Origin of the sequence: Arthrobacter sp. PvP023 (assembly GCF_017832975.1) — a bacterium.
Taxonomy (GTDB): domain Bacteria; phylum Actinomycetota; class Actinomycetes; order Actinomycetales; family Micrococcaceae; genus Arthrobacter.
The window spans coordinates 4,567,168-4,584,800 of the sequence record NZ_JAFIBI010000001.1; the positions used below are offsets into that span (position 1 = coordinate 4,567,168).

General features: G+C 66.6%; 16 protein-coding genes and 3 tRNA genes. 6 read left to right on the forward strand and 13 right to left on the reverse strand.

Features of this window, described 5'->3' with window-relative positions:
* Positions 1–54: 54 nt before the first annotated feature.
* From JOE31_RS20750 to JOE31_RS20780, 7 genes are all read right to left on the reverse strand, one after another.
* Complete coding sequence (locus JOE31_RS20750; protein WP_043477504.1) at positions 55–1,032, reverse strand: ABC transporter permease; 978 nt, start codon at positions 1,030–1,032, stop codon at positions 55–57.
* Between the two features lie 153 nt (positions 1,033–1,185).
* The gene (locus JOE31_RS20755) at positions 1,186–2,865 is read right to left on the reverse strand and encodes an ABC transporter substrate-binding protein (RefSeq protein WP_209747810.1); all 1,680 of its coding nucleotides are present in this window, start codon (positions 2,863–2,865) and stop codon (positions 1,186–1,188) included.
* Between the two features lie 78 nt (positions 2,866–2,943).
* Complete coding sequence (locus JOE31_RS20760) at positions 2,944–4,080, reverse strand: LacI family DNA-binding transcriptional regulator (protein WP_245199284.1); 1,137 nt, start codon at positions 4,078–4,080, stop codon at positions 2,944–2,946.
* Positions 4,081–4,446: 366 nt separating this feature from the next.
* A complete protein-coding gene (locus JOE31_RS20765) occupies positions 4,447–4,932 on the reverse strand; it encodes a universal stress protein (RefSeq protein WP_307864459.1) in 486 nt (161 codons plus the stop codon).
* Between the two features lie 95 nt (positions 4,933–5,027).
* Positions 5,028–5,103, reverse strand: a tRNA-Phe gene (locus JOE31_RS20770).
* A gap of 48 nt (positions 5,104–5,151) precedes the next feature.
* Positions 5,152–5,225 (reverse strand) — tRNA-Asp (locus tag JOE31_RS20775).
* Between the two features lie 96 nt (positions 5,226–5,321).
* Positions 5,322–5,394: transfer RNA gene (locus JOE31_RS20780), tRNA-Glu, on the reverse strand.
* A gap of 173 nt (positions 5,395–5,567) precedes the next feature.
* On the opposite strand from JOE31_RS20780, the gene JOE31_RS20785 reads away from it, so the two are divergent.
* Positions 5,568–6,587: a PHP domain-containing protein gene (locus JOE31_RS20785; protein ID WP_209747814.1), complete on the forward strand. Its 1,020-nt coding sequence runs from the start codon at positions 5,568–5,570 to the stop codon at positions 6,585–6,587.
* A 42-nt stretch (positions 6,588–6,629) separates the two neighbouring features.
* On the opposite strand, the gene JOE31_RS20790 is transcribed toward JOE31_RS20785, so the two are convergent.
* Complete coding sequence (locus JOE31_RS20790; RefSeq protein ID WP_209747815.1) at positions 6,630–7,232, reverse strand: LysE/ArgO family amino acid transporter; 603 nt, start codon at positions 7,230–7,232, stop codon at positions 6,630–6,632.
* Between the two features lie 69 nt (positions 7,233–7,301).
* On the opposite strand from JOE31_RS20790, the gene JOE31_RS20795 reads away from it, so the two are divergent.
* Positions 7,302–8,183: an ArgP/LysG family DNA-binding transcriptional regulator gene (locus JOE31_RS20795; protein WP_209747817.1), complete on the forward strand. Its 882-nt coding sequence runs from the start codon at positions 7,302–7,304 to the stop codon at positions 8,181–8,183.
* 40 nt (positions 8,184–8,223) lie between these two features.
* On the opposite strand, the gene JOE31_RS20800 is transcribed toward JOE31_RS20795, so the two are convergent.
* Positions 8,224–8,571 carry a VOC family protein gene (locus tag JOE31_RS20800; protein ID WP_209747819.1) on the reverse strand — a complete coding sequence of 116 codons (348 nt, stop codon included), beginning with the start codon at positions 8,569–8,571 and terminating at the stop codon, positions 8,224–8,226.
* A 194-nt stretch (positions 8,572–8,765) separates the two neighbouring features.
* Between JOE31_RS20800 and JOE31_RS20805 the strand changes: the two genes are divergently transcribed.
* Genes JOE31_RS20805 through JOE31_RS20815 form a run of 3 tightly spaced genes read left to right on the forward strand, consistent with a single transcriptional unit; the run spans position 8,766 to position 11,143 of the window.
* A complete protein-coding gene (locus JOE31_RS20805; protein ID WP_209747821.1) occupies positions 8,766–9,767 on the forward strand; it encodes a DMT family transporter in 1,002 nt (333 codons plus the stop codon).
* A 9-nt stretch (positions 9,768–9,776) separates the two neighbouring features.
* Positions 9,777–10,202 (forward strand): metallopeptidase family protein, encoded by a 426-nt coding sequence (locus JOE31_RS20810; protein ID WP_209747823.1) that lies wholly within the window; start codon positions 9,777–9,779, stop codon positions 10,200–10,202.
* Positions 10,203–10,216: 14 nt separating this feature from the next.
* Positions 10,217–11,143 carry a cation diffusion facilitator family transporter gene (locus JOE31_RS20815; RefSeq protein WP_209747824.1) on the forward strand — a complete coding sequence of 309 codons (927 nt, stop codon included), beginning with the start codon at positions 10,217–10,219 and terminating at the stop codon, positions 11,141–11,143.
* Between the two features lie 63 nt (positions 11,144–11,206).
* Here JOE31_RS20815 and JOE31_RS21885 read toward each other — a convergent pair whose 3' ends face one another.
* Positions 11,207–12,718, reverse strand: coding sequence for an S-layer homology domain-containing protein (locus tag JOE31_RS21885; protein ID WP_209747826.1), 1,512 nt, complete (start codon positions 12,716–12,718; stop codon positions 11,207–11,209).
* A gap of 453 nt (positions 12,719–13,171) precedes the next feature.
* On the opposite strand from JOE31_RS21885, the gene JOE31_RS20825 reads away from it, so the two are divergent.
* On the forward strand, positions 13,172–14,599 hold the full coding sequence (locus JOE31_RS20825; RefSeq protein ID WP_209747827.1) for a C40 family peptidase: 1,428 nt from the start codon (positions 13,172–13,174) through the stop codon (positions 14,597–14,599).
* An 11-nt stretch (positions 14,600–14,610) separates the two neighbouring features.
* Here the strand turns inward: JOE31_RS20825 and JOE31_RS20830 are convergent, their stop codons facing one another.
* The 3 genes from JOE31_RS20830 to JOE31_RS20840 are packed head-to-tail and all read right to left on the reverse strand — an operon-like array spanning position 14,611 to position 17,616.
* The gene (locus JOE31_RS20830; protein WP_245199286.1) at positions 14,611–15,501 is read right to left on the reverse strand and encodes an ABC transporter permease; all 891 of its coding nucleotides are present in this window, start codon (positions 15,499–15,501) and stop codon (positions 14,611–14,613) included.
* A complete protein-coding gene (locus JOE31_RS20835) occupies positions 15,491–16,465 on the reverse strand; it encodes an ATP-binding cassette domain-containing protein (RefSeq protein WP_209747829.1) in 975 nt (324 codons plus the stop codon). Before JOE31_RS20835 ends, JOE31_RS20830 begins: the two co-directional genes overlap by 11 nt.
* A complete protein-coding gene (locus JOE31_RS20840; RefSeq protein ID WP_209747831.1) occupies positions 16,462–17,616 on the reverse strand; it encodes a hypothetical protein in 1,155 nt (384 codons plus the stop codon). The genes JOE31_RS20835 and JOE31_RS20840 overlap by 4 nt, the downstream gene beginning before the upstream one ends.
* Between the last annotated feature and the right edge of the window lie 17 nt (positions 17,617–17,633).

The window sequence follows — 17,633 nt, forward strand, 5'->3', positions numbered from 1 at the left end:
CCCCGGCATTGTGGAGGCGGTGGTTGCTATCGAAGTGGTCATGGTCCGTCCTTCCTAGTTGGCGCGGACACGCGGGTCGAGGCGGACGTAGAGGATGTCCACCAGGAAGTTGGCCAGCAGCACGGCGGCGGTGATGGTCAGGAAGAGGCCCTGCATGAGCGGGTAGTCGAGCCCCTGCACGGCGTTGAGGAGCTGGTATCCCACGCCGGGGTACGCGAACACCACCTCGGTCAGCAGCGCACCGCCCACCACGAAGCCCAGGCTCATGCCGAAGCTGGTCACGGACGGGAGCATGGCATTGCGGGCGGCGTAGCGGAACATGATCCGGCCGGGGCGCAGGCCCTTGGCCTCGGCCATGGTGATGTAGTCCTCGGCGTTGGTGGCGATCATGGTGTTGCGCATGCCCAGCATCCAGCCGCCCACCGAAACCAGCACGATGGTGAGGGCCGGCAGCACCAGGTGCATCCCGACGTCGGACATGAACTCCCAGCTGAAGCTGGGCTCAATGGTGTCGCTGAACGCGTGCCGGATGGGGAACCAGCCCAGCGTGACGCCGAACAAATAGAGGGCACCCATGGCGAGCCAGAAGTACGGGAAGGAGCCGATGAAGATCAGCACGGGAGGCAGCGCGGAGTCAATGGCACCGCCGCGCCGCCAGGCGGCCAGGATCCCCAGCAGGTTACCCACGACGGCGGCGATCACCAATGCGGTTCCACCCAGCAGGAGGGTCCAGCCCACCTGTGAGGCAATCACTTCCGTGACCGGCGTGGGAAAACGGGAGATGGAGACGCCCATCTGGCCGGTGACCATGTTGTGCAGGTAGTCGACGTACTGTTCCCAGATGGGCCGGTCGTCGACGCCGAGGAGCTTGCGCAGCGCCTCGATCTGTTCGGGCTGCATGCGGTCCTGGGTGCGGGCAAACATGCGGGATACGGGGTCCCCCGGCATAAAGCGCGGGAGCAGGAAATTCAACGTGATGGACACCCAGAAGGCGATCAGGTAGAAACCAAGGCGGCGCAGGATAAAGCGCACGGTTCCCTCCATTCGGGAATTGCGGAGATGGGGCCCCGTTACCGAAGGGCCCAAGCGAGCTTGCGGGTTTGGGGAGGTAATGGGAGGGGCGCACACCCGGCGCCGGAAGCAGCGCCGGGCGTGCGGTCTGGAGCGGCCCCGGAGGGTCCGCGGCTACTTGGCCGGTTCCAGCGACGTCAGGACCAGCACCGTGGTGGGGGCGCGGACTGACAGGGTGGCGTAAGGGTTCTCTTCCGTGGGCCAGCCGGTGAACCGGGTGTTGTTGTAAGCGCCCCATTCCGGGCCGGCGAACAGCGGGACGGTCGGGGCAACCGCGCTGTACTCCTCCTGGAGCTTGTCCGCGATCCTGTGCTGCGTGTCCTCGTCAGCGGCGGCCGCGAACTCGGTCAGCAGGGCATCGGCCTTCGGATCGCCGAAGCGGTGGTAGTTCTCGAAGGCCTTCTCCCCCACCGGCTTGACCGTGCTGGTGCCCATGATGCCCGCGAAGTACTTGTACGGGCTGGGGTCGTTGGCGCTCCACACGATGCCGGAATCGAAGTCACCGGTTTCGTAGCCTGCCACCACGGCAGCCCAGTCCGGGGAATCCACCTTGGCCGTGACGCCCACCTCGGCGAGGTTCTGTGCGATCACGTTGGCCACGGAGAGCCAGTCGGAGGACGCCGCGCCCACGGAGATCTTGAACTCGAACGGCTTGCCGTCCTTCAGGGTGCGCTTGCCGTCCGCGCCCTTGGCGTAGCCGGCCTTGTCCAGGAGCTTGTTGGCCTCGTCCACGTTGAGCTTGGTCCACTCGCAGTTGTCCTGGACCTCTTTGTTCTTCCACGTTTCGTAGTTGCCGGAAAGTCCGGTGCAGTCCGCCGGCTTGGTGTAGCCGCTCATTCCGATCTTGGTCACCTGGTCCCGGTCCACTGCCATGCTGAGGGCCTTGCGGACGTCCGTGTCGTTGAACGGGGCCTTGGTGGTATTGAGCTGCCAGTTGATCATGGAACCCGTGGGCGGGAACCAGTACTTGCGGTGGTCCGGGTCCTTGGAAATGAAGGTCTTCTCGATGTTGGGCATGTACTGGGGCGCCCAGTCCACGTCACCGTTCGCGGCGGCGAGGTTGGCGCCGTCGTTCCCGGCGAAGGCGAGCATCTTGATACCGGCGATCTTCTGCTTTTCCGGCTGCCAGTAGTTGGGGTTCTTCTTCAGCACGAAGGACTGGGCCTGGAAGGTGTCCACTTCGGTGTAGGGGCCCGTGCCCACCGGCTTTTCGTTGGCGTCCTTTTCGGGGTCGGCAATCTTGGACCAGACGTGGTCCGGCAGGATGCTCAACTGGCCGAGGTCGAACAGTGCCGGGGACCAGGCGGTCTTGAAGCTGAACTTGACCTGGTTGGCGCCCTCGGCCGTGACGGTGTCCAGGTAGTCGTAGCCGCCTTTGATCTTCTTCTGCAGCGCGAACGTGGTGACCACGTCGGCAGGGACCAGGGGCTGTCCGTCGGACCACTTGACGCCGTCGCGGAGGGTGAAGGTGATGGACTTGCCGTCCTCTGCGGCCTTCCATTCGCTGGCCAGCCACGGGGTGGTGTCGCCGTTGGCCGGGTTGTAGATGAGCAGGGACTCGTAGATGGCCTGCTGGGTCATGGGTGCCACGGTGGGGGCGAACGGGTTGAAGTTCCGGACGAACGTGCCCATGTCTTCGCGGGGAATCGTCAGGAGGGCGCTTTGGGCCGAGGCATCAGCCTTTGCGGAGCCGGTGTTGCCCGCGTTGGCGGAGCAGCCCGTGAGCACCAGGGCACCCATGGCCAGGCCGGCCGCTGCGATGCGGGCAGACCTCAGGAATCGTGCTTGTGTCATGATGGATATCTCTTTCCTCGTCTTCGCTGTTGAAGGTGAAGGTGTGGTTGGGGTTGCTGTTCAGTAGTTGATTTGCCGTCAGACTGAATAGCGTTCTAGCAGCGGACAGTCGACCATTTGCTGATGTGCAATGATCGGCTGTCCGGCTGTAAGGCTTGCGAGTGTCTGGACACCCAGCGCACCCATCTCCTCGAAGGGCAACGCAACCGTGGTCAGCTTGGGCCTGAGGTAGGCCGCAATGAGTTCCTGGTTGTCGAAGCCGATCACGGCGATGTCTTGGGGGATGGCGAGCCCGCGCTCCTTGATGGCGTCGTAAGCGCCCATAGCCATCCGGTCGTTGAGGCAGAACAGGGCAGTTGGCCTGCCTGCCCCGGCCCGATATTTGTCAAGAATTTCGCAGGCGGCCTCGTAGCCGCCATCCGCCGTCGCATGTCCTGAGACGACGAGTTCAGGATCCAGTTCCAGCCCTGCTTTGGCGAGTGCTTCGCGGCATCCTTCCAAACGGCCGACGGCGGCGGGAATGTCCGGATCCAAGTTGATGACACCGATTCTGGTGTGGCCGGCTTGCAGTAGACGCTCGACGGCGACGCGGCCCCCGGCGCGCTCGTCCGGAACGATCGAGGGCAGCTTCCCGTCCGCGTCAAAGCAGTTGATGAGGACCGTGGGGACCTCGTTGGCGCTTTTAGGAACGTGCACGGCCCGGTGGTACGTGGCCGCGTAAAGAAGTCCTTCCACTCTCTGTTCCAGTAGCTTTTCAACGGCTGCATCTTCCATGCCCCGGTTTGGTCCTGTTGCATCGGCCTGGTCGGAGGGTGCGATGAGCAGGAACCGGCGGGACAGCCAGGCCTGGTCCTGCGCGCCCTTGATGATGTCGACGGCGAACGGTGCCGTGACGATCTCCGTGACAATGCCATACCAGTCACTGCGCTGCGACGCGAGGGCCCGGGCACCGGCGTTGGGCCGGTATCCCAGGGTCTGGACCGCTTCGAGGATGCGGTGCTTGGTCTCCTCCGAAATGCTGGCGTTCTCGCGGTTGCTCAGGACGAAGGACACCGCGGTGCGGGACACCCCGGCGGCCTTGGCCACGTCCGCCATGGTGACACCCCGGTGTGCGGGGGCCACGGAGGCGGCTTTGGAGACGGCTTTGGAGACGCCGGGGGCCGTCCGGGCCGGTGCGGCCGTCTTCGACGCCGCTGCCTGTGTGCTCTTCGCCATTGAATGCTCCGAAAGTCTTGCCAGCGCTGGCCACCCTGGCCAGTTGAAACCTACTACTAACGCGCGTTACTTCGAGCGTGTGATTTAGGTTACGCGCGTTACTGGGATGCTGTCAACGACCAATTTTCGGCGGCTCCGGCCTTGCGGGTGAAGCTACGGCGTTCCCGGGGCTTGCCCGCCGGCCCGAACCAAGACGGCGACGTTCTGCCAACAAAGTTAGGTTTCCAGGCCGGAGGCAGCGCGACACTTCGTACCACCAGAAAATCCCCCCGAAATGGCCTAATCCCCCACGGCTTACGGGGGGAAACGACCACGCGACGGGGAAAACCGGCGGGCGGGAGCCTCGGGAGGCAGCCGGCGCTGGCCTCAGGAGGGGGCGCCATCCTGCGGGTCGGCTCCGTGGACCACCATCACGGGACACTGGGCATGCTCCGCGCAGGCCGAGCTGACCGATCCCAGCAAGAGCCCGGCAAAGCCGCCGTGGCCGCGTGAACCCACAACCAGCATCTGGGCACTGCGGCTTTCCTCGATCAGGACGTAGGCAGCGTGCCCCATGACGGTCCGCTGGGTGAGACCGTGAGGCGGCTTATCGCCAAAGGCAGCCGTGAGCGCTTCCTTGAGAACCTCCCTGGCTCCTGCCTCCGGGTCCCAGTCCGGCGGCGTGGACCAGCCGAAACCCGTATCAACCGGGAAGTGCCAGGCGGCAACGGCCGTAATCGTGGCGTCCAGGGCAGGGGCAATCCGGGCGGCCCAGCGCAGCGCTGCGACAGACATCGCGGAACCATCAACACCGACAACGATCCGAGGTTTCTCTTGGCTTTGTGACGGACCCATGCCTGAGAATAGCGCCATCCGCGGCACCGGACATCGGGCCGAACGGCTCTACCTTCGCAAAGTCCGCGGTTAAAGAAGAAAAGCACCAGCTCCGAAGAACTGATGCTTCCCAGTGGTGGCTCCGACCGGCGTCGATCCGGTGACCTTTCGATTTTCAGTCGAACGCTCTACCAACTGAGCTACAGAGCCTAGGTGACATGTCACCTTGACGGCCGGAATTTCTTCTGGCAATCAGAGCGACCCTGACGGGACTTGAACCCGCGACCTCCGCCGTGACAGGGCGGCGCGCTAACCAACTGCGCTACAGGGCCTTGCTATTTTCTTGCTGTCTGCAGTATCGCTACTGCAATTTTTCAAGGCCTTTAGCCTACCAGACTTTTCCATCCGGTTTGACCACATTCCTTGCGTACCCCCAACGGGATTCGAACCCGTGCCGCCGCCGTGAAAGGGCGGTGTCCTAGGCCGCTAGACGATGGGGGCCTGAACTCAATCCGGCTCTGTCAGGGCAAAAATAAAGGGCCGAAGCCTTTCGTTTTTGTCCTTTCGAGTTGCTCCGAACTGGACTATAAAAGTGTAGGGCAGACCCCGGGAATATCCAAAATCGGCATCACACTGCCGCAGGATCCGGTGCAGGGCGGGTGCAAGATGGACTCATGGATGCCGTTGATGCCCTCAATGAGATCGCCTTCTGGCTGGAACGCGAGCTGGCCCCCACGTTCAAGGTCCAGGCCTTCCGGAAAGCGGCCGGGATCATCGGAGCCCTCGACCCGGGCGAGGTCGAGGCCCGGGCGCGCAACGGCCGGCTGAAGAGCATGAAGGGAATCGGGGACAGGACCTTCGAGGTGATCAGGCAGGCGGTGGACGGCGGCGTCCCCGACTACCTCGAGGGCCTGCGCCAACGCGGGCAGCAGCCGCTCGCGGAAGGCGGCACGGAACTGCACGCCGCCTTGCGTGGAGACCTGCACAGCCACAGCGACTGGTCCGACGGCGGGTCTCCGATCGAGCTCATGGCCGATGCCGCCCGCACCTTGGGCCGGGAGTACCTTGCCCTGACCGACCACTCCCCCAGCCTCAAGATCGCCAATGGCCTGAGTGCCGAACGGCTTCGGGAACAGCTCGACGTCGTTGCGGACGTCAACGCCGGCAGCGGCGGTTTCCGCCTGCTCGCTGGCATCGAGGTGGACATCCTGGAGGATGGCACACTGGACCAGTCCCCGGACATGCTGGACCGCCTGGACGTTGTGGTGGCGAGCGTCCACTCCAAGCTCCGTTCGGACCGGCGCACCATGACCGCGCGGATGTTGGGCGCCATCAGCGATCCGCACATGAACGTCCTGGGCCACTGCACCGGACGGCTGCTCCAGGGATCCCGGGGAACGCGGCCCCAGTCGGAGTTCGACGCCGAGCGAGTGTTCGCCGCGTGCGCCGAGCAGGGGGTCGCCGTCGAAATAAATTCCCGCCCCGAGCGGCAGGATCCGCCGGACGAGCTGATCCGGCTGGCCATCGACGCCGGCTGCCTCTTCAGCATCGACAGCGACGCCCATGCTCCGGGCCAGCTGGATTTCCTGCAGTACGGCGCAGCACGTGCGGCATCGAACGGCGTGCCGGCCGAGCGGATTGTCAACACCTGGCCGCTGGACCGCCTGCTGGAGTGGTCCGGACGCGGGGCCTAGCAGCCCGGACATGACGGCCGGCTCGGAACGTTCAGGCGGAACTCAACTGACCAGCAGGACGGCCATCGTCACCATGACGGCGGCGATGACGGCATCAAGGATGCGCCACGCGCTCCGGCTCCGGAAGACCGGCGCCAGGAACCGTGCGCCCACGCCCAGGGCCGTGAACCAGGCGATGCTGGCCAGTCCCGCGCCGGCGGCGAACCACCACTGGCCGTCCGGACCGTGCGTACTGGCCAGCGACCCGAGCAGCAGCACGGTGTCGAGGTAGACGTGCGGGTTCAGCCACGTGAACGCGAGGCCTGTCCCCAGGACGGCTGCCCAGCTGACAGCGCGGGCCGGTTCCAGCTGACCAAGCGCCTGCCCCCGGATGGCGCGCCAGGCGGCAATGGCTCCGTAGCCCGCCAGGAAAGCGGCCCCCGCCCAGCGCACCACCTCGAGCACCGCCGGGGCGCGTTCAATGACGACGCCGATGCCGGCCACGCCCAGCAGGATCAGCACAAGGTCTGAAACCGCGCAGACCGCGACAACCAGCGCCACATGCGAGCGCTGGATGCCTTGGCGGAGGACGAAGGCATTCTGGGCGCCGATGGCGACAACGAGTGACAGGCCGCTGGCCAGTCCTGAGAGCACGGGAAGAATCACGCCTTCAACGGTATGAGGACTGTCCGCATGAAACCAGTTAAAGATTCTTTCATTCGATAAGATGAGCTAATGATCGACCTCCATCCGGACCAGGCCCGGACTCTCGCGGCCATCGTCGCGCAGGGAAGTTTCGACGCCGCCGCCAGCCACCTTTCCGTCACTGCCTCCGCCGTGAGCCAGCGCATCCGCGCACTCGAGGTGGCCGTCGGCCGCCCCGTGCTGAGAAGGACGAGGCCCATCGAGCTGACCGAGTCCGGCCAGGCCGTGGTGCGGTTCGCCCGGCAACTCGAAATGCTCTCGGCAGACCTCGCCGATGAACTGCAGCCGGGGAACCCGCACCCGGACACCCGCCTGACGCTGGTGATCAACAGCGACTCGCTGCACACCTGGGCGATGGCCGGGCTGGCCGCGGTGGCCGGCACGGTCCAGCTGGAGATCCTGCGCGAGGACCAGGACTATTCGCTGGAGCTCCTCCGCAGCGGGGCAGCGGCGGCGGCCATCACGGCCACCCAAAAGCCGGCCCCGGGCTGCACTTCGCGCCGGCTCGGCGTCATGCGCTACCTCCCGGTCTGCACTCCGGCCTTCGCCGGATCGTGGTTCGACGGCGGCGCCACGGCGGAGTCACTGGCCAAGGCTCCCGTCATCATCTTCGACCGCAAGGACGACCTCCAGGACCGCTACCTGCGGCGGTTCAGCCGGAAATCCCTCCAACCGCCCCGCCATTACGTGCCGGCGGCACACGAGTTCGGCGAGGCGATCCGGCTGGGCATGGGGTGGGGCCTGCTTCCCGAGCTGGAAATCGGCGACGACCTCGACCAGGGCACGCTGCGGCTGATGGCTTCCAAGTCCTTAGTCGATGTGCCGCTGCACTGGCAGCAGTGGCGTTATGGCTCGGCAGTCCTGGACGGCGTGGCCGCCGCCATCCAGGACGCTGCACGCGTGCTGAGGTGAGCGCCACAAACCCGAAAGCACTCCACCGCGGAGCGGGACGCTAGCACTGGCAGACCATCAGGGCATTGCCGTCAGGATCCCGGAAGTTGAACCATTGCCCGTGCTGGATGTCCGCCGGATCGGCGCCCAGTTCAACCGCATAGTTGTGCGCTGCCTGGACGTCCTGGGTGTCGAGATGAAAAGCGGGCACCTTGAAAACGACGTCCTGCGAATAAATCCTGCTGTCCAGGACGAGTCCGGTGCCCTCGACCGGCAGCACATAGAGGTGACCAAAGAGGATCTCGCCATCGGCCGGTACACCCAGCAGCCGGCAGTACCAGTCCCTGGCCGCTTCCACATCGCTGACCGGGACAAAGACCGTGCCAATTCTCGGCGTGATCGGATTCATGGAACTCCTTCCGCATCCATGACCTGCCAGCCACGGGATGGACGTTTTCGACATGTTGGCTCGAGTCTAGGTCGTAACCGTTTGGATTTGGCGCCCCGGCGGCGCCACCGGCACCGGCAACTTTGGCAGGATCTCGACTAGACGTGGCCGATTTCCGCCAGCCCCACCGCGGCTGCAAGGGCTAGATTGGCAGCATGGCAACCACCGCCGAATCCGGCCCCACGCCGTCCGCCGGCCCCCACGAAGGGTCTTCGCACGCCGCACCAGCACCTGCCCCGCAACCACCGTCACACGGCAACACCCCCGCGCCGCATCCCTCCCCCGGGAAGGCGCCGGTCAACAAACTGGGCGTCGCCGCCGTCGTCGTCACCGTGGTCCTGTGGGCCTCCGCGTTCGTGGGAATCCGCGCCGTGGGCCCAAGCTTCTCACCCGGTTCCCTGACCCTGGGACGGCTGGCGATTGCCGCCGTCGTCCTCGGCCTGGTGGTGCTGCCCAAGCTGCGGATGCTGCCCAAGGGCCGGGAATGGTGGCCCATCCTCGCCTACGGCGTGATGTGGTTCGGCGGCTACAACGTGGCCCTCAACGCCGCCGAGCACCTGCTGGACGCCGGCACCGCCGCCCTGCTGATCAACGTCAACCCCATCCTGGTGGCAGTGATGGCCGGACTCCTGCTCAAGGAAGGCTTCCCGCGCTGGCTGATCATCGGCAGCCTGATAGCGTTCACCGGCGTCGCTGTGATTGCGCTCAGTTCGGGACAGCGTTCGACGGCGGATGTGGCCGGCGTGCTGCTCTGCCTCCTCGCCGCTGTGCTCGCCGCCGTCAGCGTGATCATCCAGAAGCCCGTGCTGAGGAAGTTCCCCGCGGCCCAGGCCACGTGGTTCGGCATCATGGTGGGTGCAGTCTGCTGCCTGCCGTTCAGCGGCCAGCTGGCCGTCGAGCTGCAGCAGGCGCCGCTCCCGGCCACCCTGGGGCTGGTGTACCTGGGGATCTTCCCGACGGCGATCGCCTTCACCACCTGGGCGTATGCGCTGTCCCTCATCGATGCCGGGAAGCTGGCCGCCACCACGTACCTGGTGCCCGGCACCACCATCCTCATCTCCTGGTTGGTGCTCGGCGAAGTGCCCACTGTCTGGGGCCTTGTGGGCGGCGTGATCTGCCTGGTGGGAGTGGGGCTGACGCGGCGCAAATCCCGCTAGAGTCTTGGTATGCCCGCCAACCTGCCGCCCGGCCTTCCGATCGTCCCGGACGGGGCGGACGATGCGCCCTTCCCCATGACCGAGGCGGATTTCGAGTCGGCCGTCAGCGACGCCCTGGAGCGCATCCCGCCGGACGTGGCCAAGGCCATGGACAACGTCGCCGTGTTCATCGAGGACGACTACGTCCCGCAGCCCGGCGAGGACCCGGACACGGTACTGCTGGGGCTCTACGAAGGCGTTCCGCTGACCGAGCGCGACGCGTGGTGGGGCGCGGGGTCGCTGCCGGACCGGATCACCATCTACCGCCAGCCCATCCTGGAAATCTGCTCCTCCCGGGAAGAAGTGATCCAGGAAGTGGCAGTCACCGTGACGCATGAGATTGCCCACCACTTCGGCATCAGCGACGAACGGCTGCACGAACTCGGCTGGGACTAGCTAGCCTTGTAGGCATGGGACACGACCACAGCCACTCTCACGGCATGACAGGCACTGCCACGGGCAAGCACCGCAAGCGCCTCATCGCCGTCCTCGGCATCACCCTGGCAGTGGTCCTGATCCAGATCATCGGCGCCGTCATTTCCGGCTCCCTGGCCCTGCTCGCCGACGCCGGGCACATGCTGTCCGACGCCGCCGGAGTGTTCATCGCCCTGCTGGCAGCCTGGATTGCCACCCGGCCCGCGAGCGACCAGCGGACCTATGGCTACCAGCGCGCCGAGGTCCTCGCAGCCCTGGCCAACGCACTGGTGCTGATTGTCATTTCCGTGGTGATCTTCACCGAAGCCATCCGTCGGATCGGCGCGGCTCCCGAAGTCCAGACCGACGTGATGCTCTACGCCGCCATCCTTGGCGCCGTGGCCAACCTCGTGTCCCTGCTGATCCTGCGCAGCGCCCAGAAGGAAAGCCTCAATGTGCGGGGCGCCTACCTTGAGGTGCTCGGGGACCTGCTGGGATCGTTCGCCGTCATAGCCGCCGCCGTGGTGATCATGGTGACCGGATTCCAGGCGGCAGACACCATTGCCTCCATGGTCATCGCCGTGATGATCATCCCGCGAGCGTGGCATTTGCTCCGCGACGTGGTGGACGTGCTGCTTGAGGCCACGCCCAAAGGCGTTGAAGTCCAGATGATCCGGGAGCACATCCTGTCCGTAGACGGCGTCGTGTCCGTGCATGACATCCACATCTGGACCATCACCTCCGGAGTGCCCGTCTTCTCGGCCCACGTGGTGGTGGAGGACGCCGTTCTCAGCGCACGCGGGGCGGATCAGGTGCTGGACAAGCTCGCCACCTGCCTGGGCTCGCACTTCGACACCGAACACTGCACCTTCCAGCTGGAACCCGAGAGCCACTCCGAGCACGAGTCCCACCAGCACGCCTGAGCGGTAGCGCCCACGGAGGCTGCCTCCCGTCCGGGGCTCCCGGCACGGTTCCCGCCTCCTGGGCTAGCGCGGCATGGGCTTGTCCGGGTTGGTGAGCCGGTACAGGAACGCGGCCGTCGCTTCGCGGGAAACCGCGGCCCGCGGCCGGAAGATGCCGTCCGGATAGCCGGTGGTGATCCCTGCTGCGGCCGCCCAGCTCACTTCACGGTGGAAGGCGTCGCCGGGACGGACGTCGGTGAACGGCGCGGTTGGAGGGGCGGCATAGGCGGGCGCCCCCGCCAACGTTGTGGCGTACCGGTACAGGAACGCAGCCATGGCTTCGCGCGAAACCGGCGCCCGGGGCCGGAAGGTGCCATCGTCGTAGCCTGTGGTGATGCCTTGGCCGGCCAGCCAGGTGATCTCCTTGTAGAACATGTCTCCGGGGCCCAGGTCCTTGAAGGGCGAGACGGCGGGCGGAACAAACCAGGCCGGGGATCCCGCATTCCGGAACAGGAAGGCGGCCATCGCGTCCCGTTGAACGGATTCCAGCGGCCTGAAGGAGCCGTCGGGATAGCCGGTGCTGATCCCTGAGTTCGAGAGCCAGCTGATCTCGTGGAAGAACGGGGCGCCCGCGGGAACGTCACTGAAAGCCTGCCGTCCGTTTTCCACCAGGTCCACACGCGAGACTGCGGAACCGCCGTGGACGATGAAGAGTGCTGAGCCGTCGCGGGTCACCACGATGCCCGTGGGGTTCCGCCCCACCGGGAAGGTCGCCGCGACCGTTTCGGTGGCGGCGTCGAGGACAAGGACGTGACCGTTTTCGCTGCTGTCGACAACGTACGCCTTGCCTCCGTCCGGGCTGAACGCAACGGCGCCAGGTGCGCCGGTGAGCGGGATAGTGTGCGACGCCATGGTGCCGGTGTCGACGATCCCCAGGCTGCCCGGGTACATGCATCCCGTGATGTAAAGCCGGGATCCGGAGGGGTTGAGCGTCAGGTCTGAGTTGGACGTGCAGCCGGTTTCAACGGATTTGACGACCCTCCGCTCCGCGACAGAAACGACCTGGACTCCGCCCGCATACGAATCACCGACGTAGAGCGTGCCGCCGTCCGGGCTGACTGCGACCCGTCCGCCTGGCTGGCCGGGAACCGGAACTTTGGCGGTAATCGCATTCGAGGCGGTGTCGATGAACGTCACGTTGCGACCCTCGTACATGGCGCCGAAGAGCGTGCGACCGTCCGGCGAGAGCGTCAGGCGCCCGCCGCCCCGGTCAGTTTCGATGCTCGCCGTCACGGTGTTGGTCCGGGCGTCGACCACCTGGACAATGCCGGGCCCCGTGCCCTGGTTGCGGGGGTTCTGGGTATTGCCGCTGTTGGCGATGTAGAGCCGCGAACCGTCGTCGCTGAGCACAACGCCGAGGGTGCCCATGGCGCCCGGAATGGTGGCCTGGATGGCGCCGGTGGCGGCGTCCTGGACCGTGACATTTCCCGGGTTCATATACAGGAGATGGGGATCGTAGATCCTTGAGCCTGCCGGATCGACCGCCAGCGACGGCGTGAACCGGCTGTTCCCGGCGGCAGGAAACGACGCCGACACCCAGTAGCCGGAGGTCGACGCGCCATCGGGCCGGGAGCACCGAGCACTACCAACATCACGGCGAGGCGGACCGCAACACCCGCCGTTCCACGGCGGAGACGGACGAAGTGCTGTTGAGGACGGCGTTGTTGCACGAGAAATCCCCCTACTCGAACTGATCACGCCCCCAGTCCCCAAAAGGGTAAGTCCGGCATTCACTCTGCCGCTAGCGTGCCGACTACCTGTTCTGGCCCCTCCGTCAGACGCTTTCCCCCGACACGCCGCCCCTCAATGTGACGAAATGACACTGTTGTTGTTTATGTTATTGATGTGACTAGTGTTGCCAAAGTTGCAGCTAGCCACGTAGCCTCGGGTGTGCTGGGTCTCCGCAGCGGGGCATTTACTTGTGACAATCACCTGTGAAACTTCAATCTCTCCTCGCTCACTCCAGCCTGACTGTCGCGAGGTTACTTGATGGGTTTGACCGGATCCGGCCGCAAAGCGGCTGTGCTGTGCACCGCCGTCGTACTCCTCGGATCCCTCGCCCTGCCGGCCGGGGCTGCGCCACTTCCGCGGACCGCAGTGCCCGCCCTGAGCGTTCCGGCCTCGCCGGAAATCCCCTCTCCCGAAGAAATCGCGGCCGCCAAAGCCAGCGAAAGCGCGACGGCGGACCAGGTCACCAGAATCGACCGCATCCTGGCGGACGCGGCCGCCGCCCAGGAAGCAAGCTTTGCCGCCGCCATGCAGGCCAACAATGCCTACGGCGACGCCCTGGTCACCCTAGAGATCCGCCGTGATGCAGCCACGCTCGCCTCCGCGAGGGCAGCCTCCGCCGAGGCCGAACAGGCGAAAACCCGCAAGCAGGTAGGGCAGCTGGCCGGGGATCTGTACCGCAACGGCGGCCTCAACCCGGCGCTGAGCACATTTGTCAGTGGAAACGGTGAAGTGCTACAGCAGGCCGCCACCCTCGAAGCCATCTCCGCAAGCCGCAGCCGGGCGTTCGAGGCGGCCGAAAACGCCGCTTCGGCGGCCAAGTCCCTGACCGCCGCGGCGGAGGACGCCAACCGTGCCGCCGATGACGCGGCCAGGTCGGCCGAGGACCGCAAGGTTGAAGCCGAACGCGCCAATGAAGCCCAGGCGAAGGCCGTGTCCGAGGCGAAGGCCCAGCGGACCGTGCTGGTGGACCAGCTGGCAAACCTCAAGAACACTACGGTGGCACTCGAATCCGCCCGCATCGATGCCTTGGACCGCCAGCGCGCCCAGGAACGGCTGGCGGCCGTCACCGCCGCAGCGGCCGCCCAGGCTGCGACGCAGGACTCCGCTGCACAGACCAGGCCCGCCGCACCGGCCCCGGCCCCTGCCGCACCGGCCCCTGCCGCACCCGCAGCGCCCGCCCCGGCGCCGCCGGCACCTGCTGCCCCTGCGCCGGCGAATCCGGCACCGCCTGCACCTGCCCCTCCGGCACCCGCAGCACCCGAGCCGGCGACCCCTGCGCCGGCGCCAGCCCCCGTCCCTGCGCCGTCCCCCGGCGGCTCGAACCAGACCGCCATCTCGGTGGCACTCAGCAAGGTGGGATCACCCTATTTCTACAAATACGGCGGCTCCGGCCCGCTCGGATTCGACTGTTCCGGGCTGGTGCAGAACGCGTTCGCCGCTGCCGGTAAATACCTTCCGCGCACGGCTGCCCAGCAGTACGCCCAGGCACCGGTGCACGTGCCGCTCTCCCAGGCGCAGCCCGGCGACCTCCTGGTCTGGGGATCGGCCCCCGATTTCTATCATGTGGGGATCTACCTCGGCGGCGGCCGCGTGGTCCAGGCCCTCAACCCGGACGACGGCATCACGGTGACGGACCTGGCCTGGATGGCCGGAATGCAGCTCCATCCCACCGTTGCGCGGTATTAGCCGGCTTCGTACTAGGACAGGACGTCCTTGGTGATGAACCGGCCGTAGGCGAGCGCCCCGAAGACCGCGATGTAGCCGGCCTGCAGCAACGCGTTCCCGGCAAAGGAATCCCAGGCAATCGGCTGACGCAGCAGGTCTGCAAAACCGAACCAGTAGTGGCTGAACAACCAGGGGTGCAGCCACTCCAGCTGGGGCAGCTCGCCCATCACCTGGGACACCACGGATGCCACGATGGTGGCCGCCATGGCGCCCACCGGGACATCCGTCAGGGTGGACAGGAAGAGCCCGACGGCGGACAACCCCAGCAGGGACACCGTCAGGTAGGCGGCTACGAGGACCAGTCGCAGGACAGCCTCCTGGGCGGTGATCACGTCGCCAGACAGCAGCGTCACCGGCCCCACCGGAAACAGCGCCGCTCCCATGCCCGCCCCGGTCAGCGCCACCACCAACGGGGCGACGATGCAGAACGCGGCAGCTCCCGCATACTTGACCAGCAGCAACCGCACGCGGCCGGCCGGGGCCACGAGGAGATAACGCAAGGTCCCAAGGCCCGCTTCGCCCGCGATCGTGTCCCCGGCCACCACGCCCACCGTTAGCGGCAGGAAAAGCGGCACACACACCAGCAGCGCCGTCACCCCCACGAACAACCCGTTCTGGCTGATCCTGTCAAGGAAGGCAGGCCCGCGGCCGGGCGGCACGGCCGAGGAGACCCGGACGGCGACGGCCATCAGCACGGGCACGGCGGCGAGCGCCAGCAGCATGGCCCAGGTCCGGCGCCGGCGGAAAAGTACGCTCAGTTCCGAGGCAAGCAACGGCCATCCGGAGGACGCCTTGGCCGGTGGCGTCCCCGGGGCCGCATCGCTGGCAGTCGCGGCGCCAGCGGCCACACCTTTATTGGGCAATGTCGAACCCCTCCCCCGTCAGCGCCACAAAGCGGTCTTCCAGGCTGCCCTGTTCCACAGCGAAGCCGCGCACCCGCACCCCCGCAGCCACAAGGGCGGCTACCACGGCCTCAGGCTCCACGGCCTCCCCCGACTGCCCGCCGTCGCCGTCGCCGTAAACCAGCGCCCCGTTGCTCCGCCCGCCTGCCGGGGACATTCCCAGCGTCGTGAACACACCCTCGGCCAGTCCGGCGTCGGGCGTGACCAGGCGGATCCGCGTCTTGCCCGCGTCGCGCAGTTCAGCGAGCGTTCCCTGCGCCACCAGCCGCCCCGCACTCATGACCGCCGCGTGGGTGCAGATCTGCTCCACTTCGGCCAGCAGGTGGCTGGAGACGAAAACCGTGGCACCGTCCGCCGCGAGGGAACGAACCAGGGAGCGCACTTCGCGGGTTCCCTGCGGGTCCAGCCCGTTGGTGGGTTCGTCGAGCACCAGCAGTTCACGGGGCGAGAGGAGCGCGTTGGCGATGCCCAGTCGCTGTTTCATGCCGAGCGAATACGCGCGGACCTTCTTCCCGGCCGCGTGCGTCAGGCCCACGCGTTCCAGCGCGGCCTCCACCCGGGCACGCCGTGTTGACGTTGCGGCATACGGGTCTGCAGCATCGAGCCGCCGGAGATTGGCCGCCCCGGAAAGGAACGGGTAGAACGCCGGGCCTTCCACCAGGGCGCCCACGCGCGGCAGGACCTCGTGGAAGCGGTCCGGCATGGCGAGCCCCAGCACACTGACGGAGCCATCCGTGGCCGCCGCGAGGCCCAGCATCATGCGGATGGTGGTGGTCTTCCCGGAGCCGTTCGGACCCAGGAAACCAAACACGGACCCCTTCGGGACGGCCAGGTTCACGCCGTCCACGGCCAGTTGATGGCCGAATCTTTTGCTGAGGCCGCGCGTCTCTATTGCCAGTTCCACGCCCCGGCCCGAGGCTGTCACCTCGCGGCGGCAGCGGTCAGCAGGCGTTCCGCGGGAACAGACCCGGCAAAGACGCGCCCGTCATCGGTCAGCAGCACATTCACGACGGCGGTGCTGAACAGCCGCCCGCCCGGCACCGCAACAGCGGCCTGCTGAAGCAGCGGATCGCTGGACACCATTGCCCCGGCTTCCGCTGACCCCGGGCTGGCAGGGAATTCAACCACGCTCTCCCAGCCGGTACCGGTCACTGTGGGCCGCGGGTGTCCGGTGTCCGGATCCCTGGAACCGGGAACTGCCGCATCAGGAACTGCGCCGCCTTCCGTGGCGTGTCCGGGCCAGCTTTCCGTGCCATGGGCCGGCACTTCGATTTCCTTGACGGTGGCGCCCGGCGGCGGGCTGAATGCGAACAGCGAGGCGTCCGGCGCCTGGAGCGACAGGCTGGTGAACGCCAGCTTGAACGCGGGTTCTTCCTGGCCGCGGGCCTTCAGTTCGACGCTGAGCGGCAGGCCGCTCTGGCCGTCAACGGCGATGGCAATCGAACCGATGAGGGTACCTTCGGTCCGAGGCGTGATCATCAGGTTGTACGCCGCCCGGCCCGCAACGGTGACCTCCGGAAGCACTGCAATTTCAGTGCTGGGATCGGCGGCGGCAAGCAGCCGTGCAGCCAGGTCCTCCGGCGTCGGCATCACACCGTCGGTGCCGGCACCAGGATGCTTGAACTGGCTGAAATCCTTCTGCTTGCCGGCATCGGCGGGGAGGGTCAGGTGGGTGGCGGTGTTGTCCTTGGAGCTGTACAACCACATCTGGTCTCCGCTGCGGACGGCATTGCGTTCAGCGAGGCGGTCCAGCACCTGGACCCGGACGTTGCGTGGTCCGTCCATGAAGACCCGCGCGGTGTGGGGGCCGCTCAGGAGTTCCAAGGCCGAGGCGGCGTCACTGCCGGCGGACGGCCCGGTCTTGGGCAGTTCCGGCAGGCCGATTTGGGAGGTCTGCTCCAGGGTCCCCGAGAGGGACGGAGCAGCGTGCTGCGCCACCAGCGCCAGGACTTGTTCCGGCGTTTTGGCGGGCAGGGGGTCGCCTGCGCTTGCGGGCAGGGACCCGGCCAGCGCAGCGGCGGCAATAACGGCAGGCACGGCGGCGGCAGGCATCCACCGCAGCCACTTTCTGGTCATGACAACTCCGCTCCAAC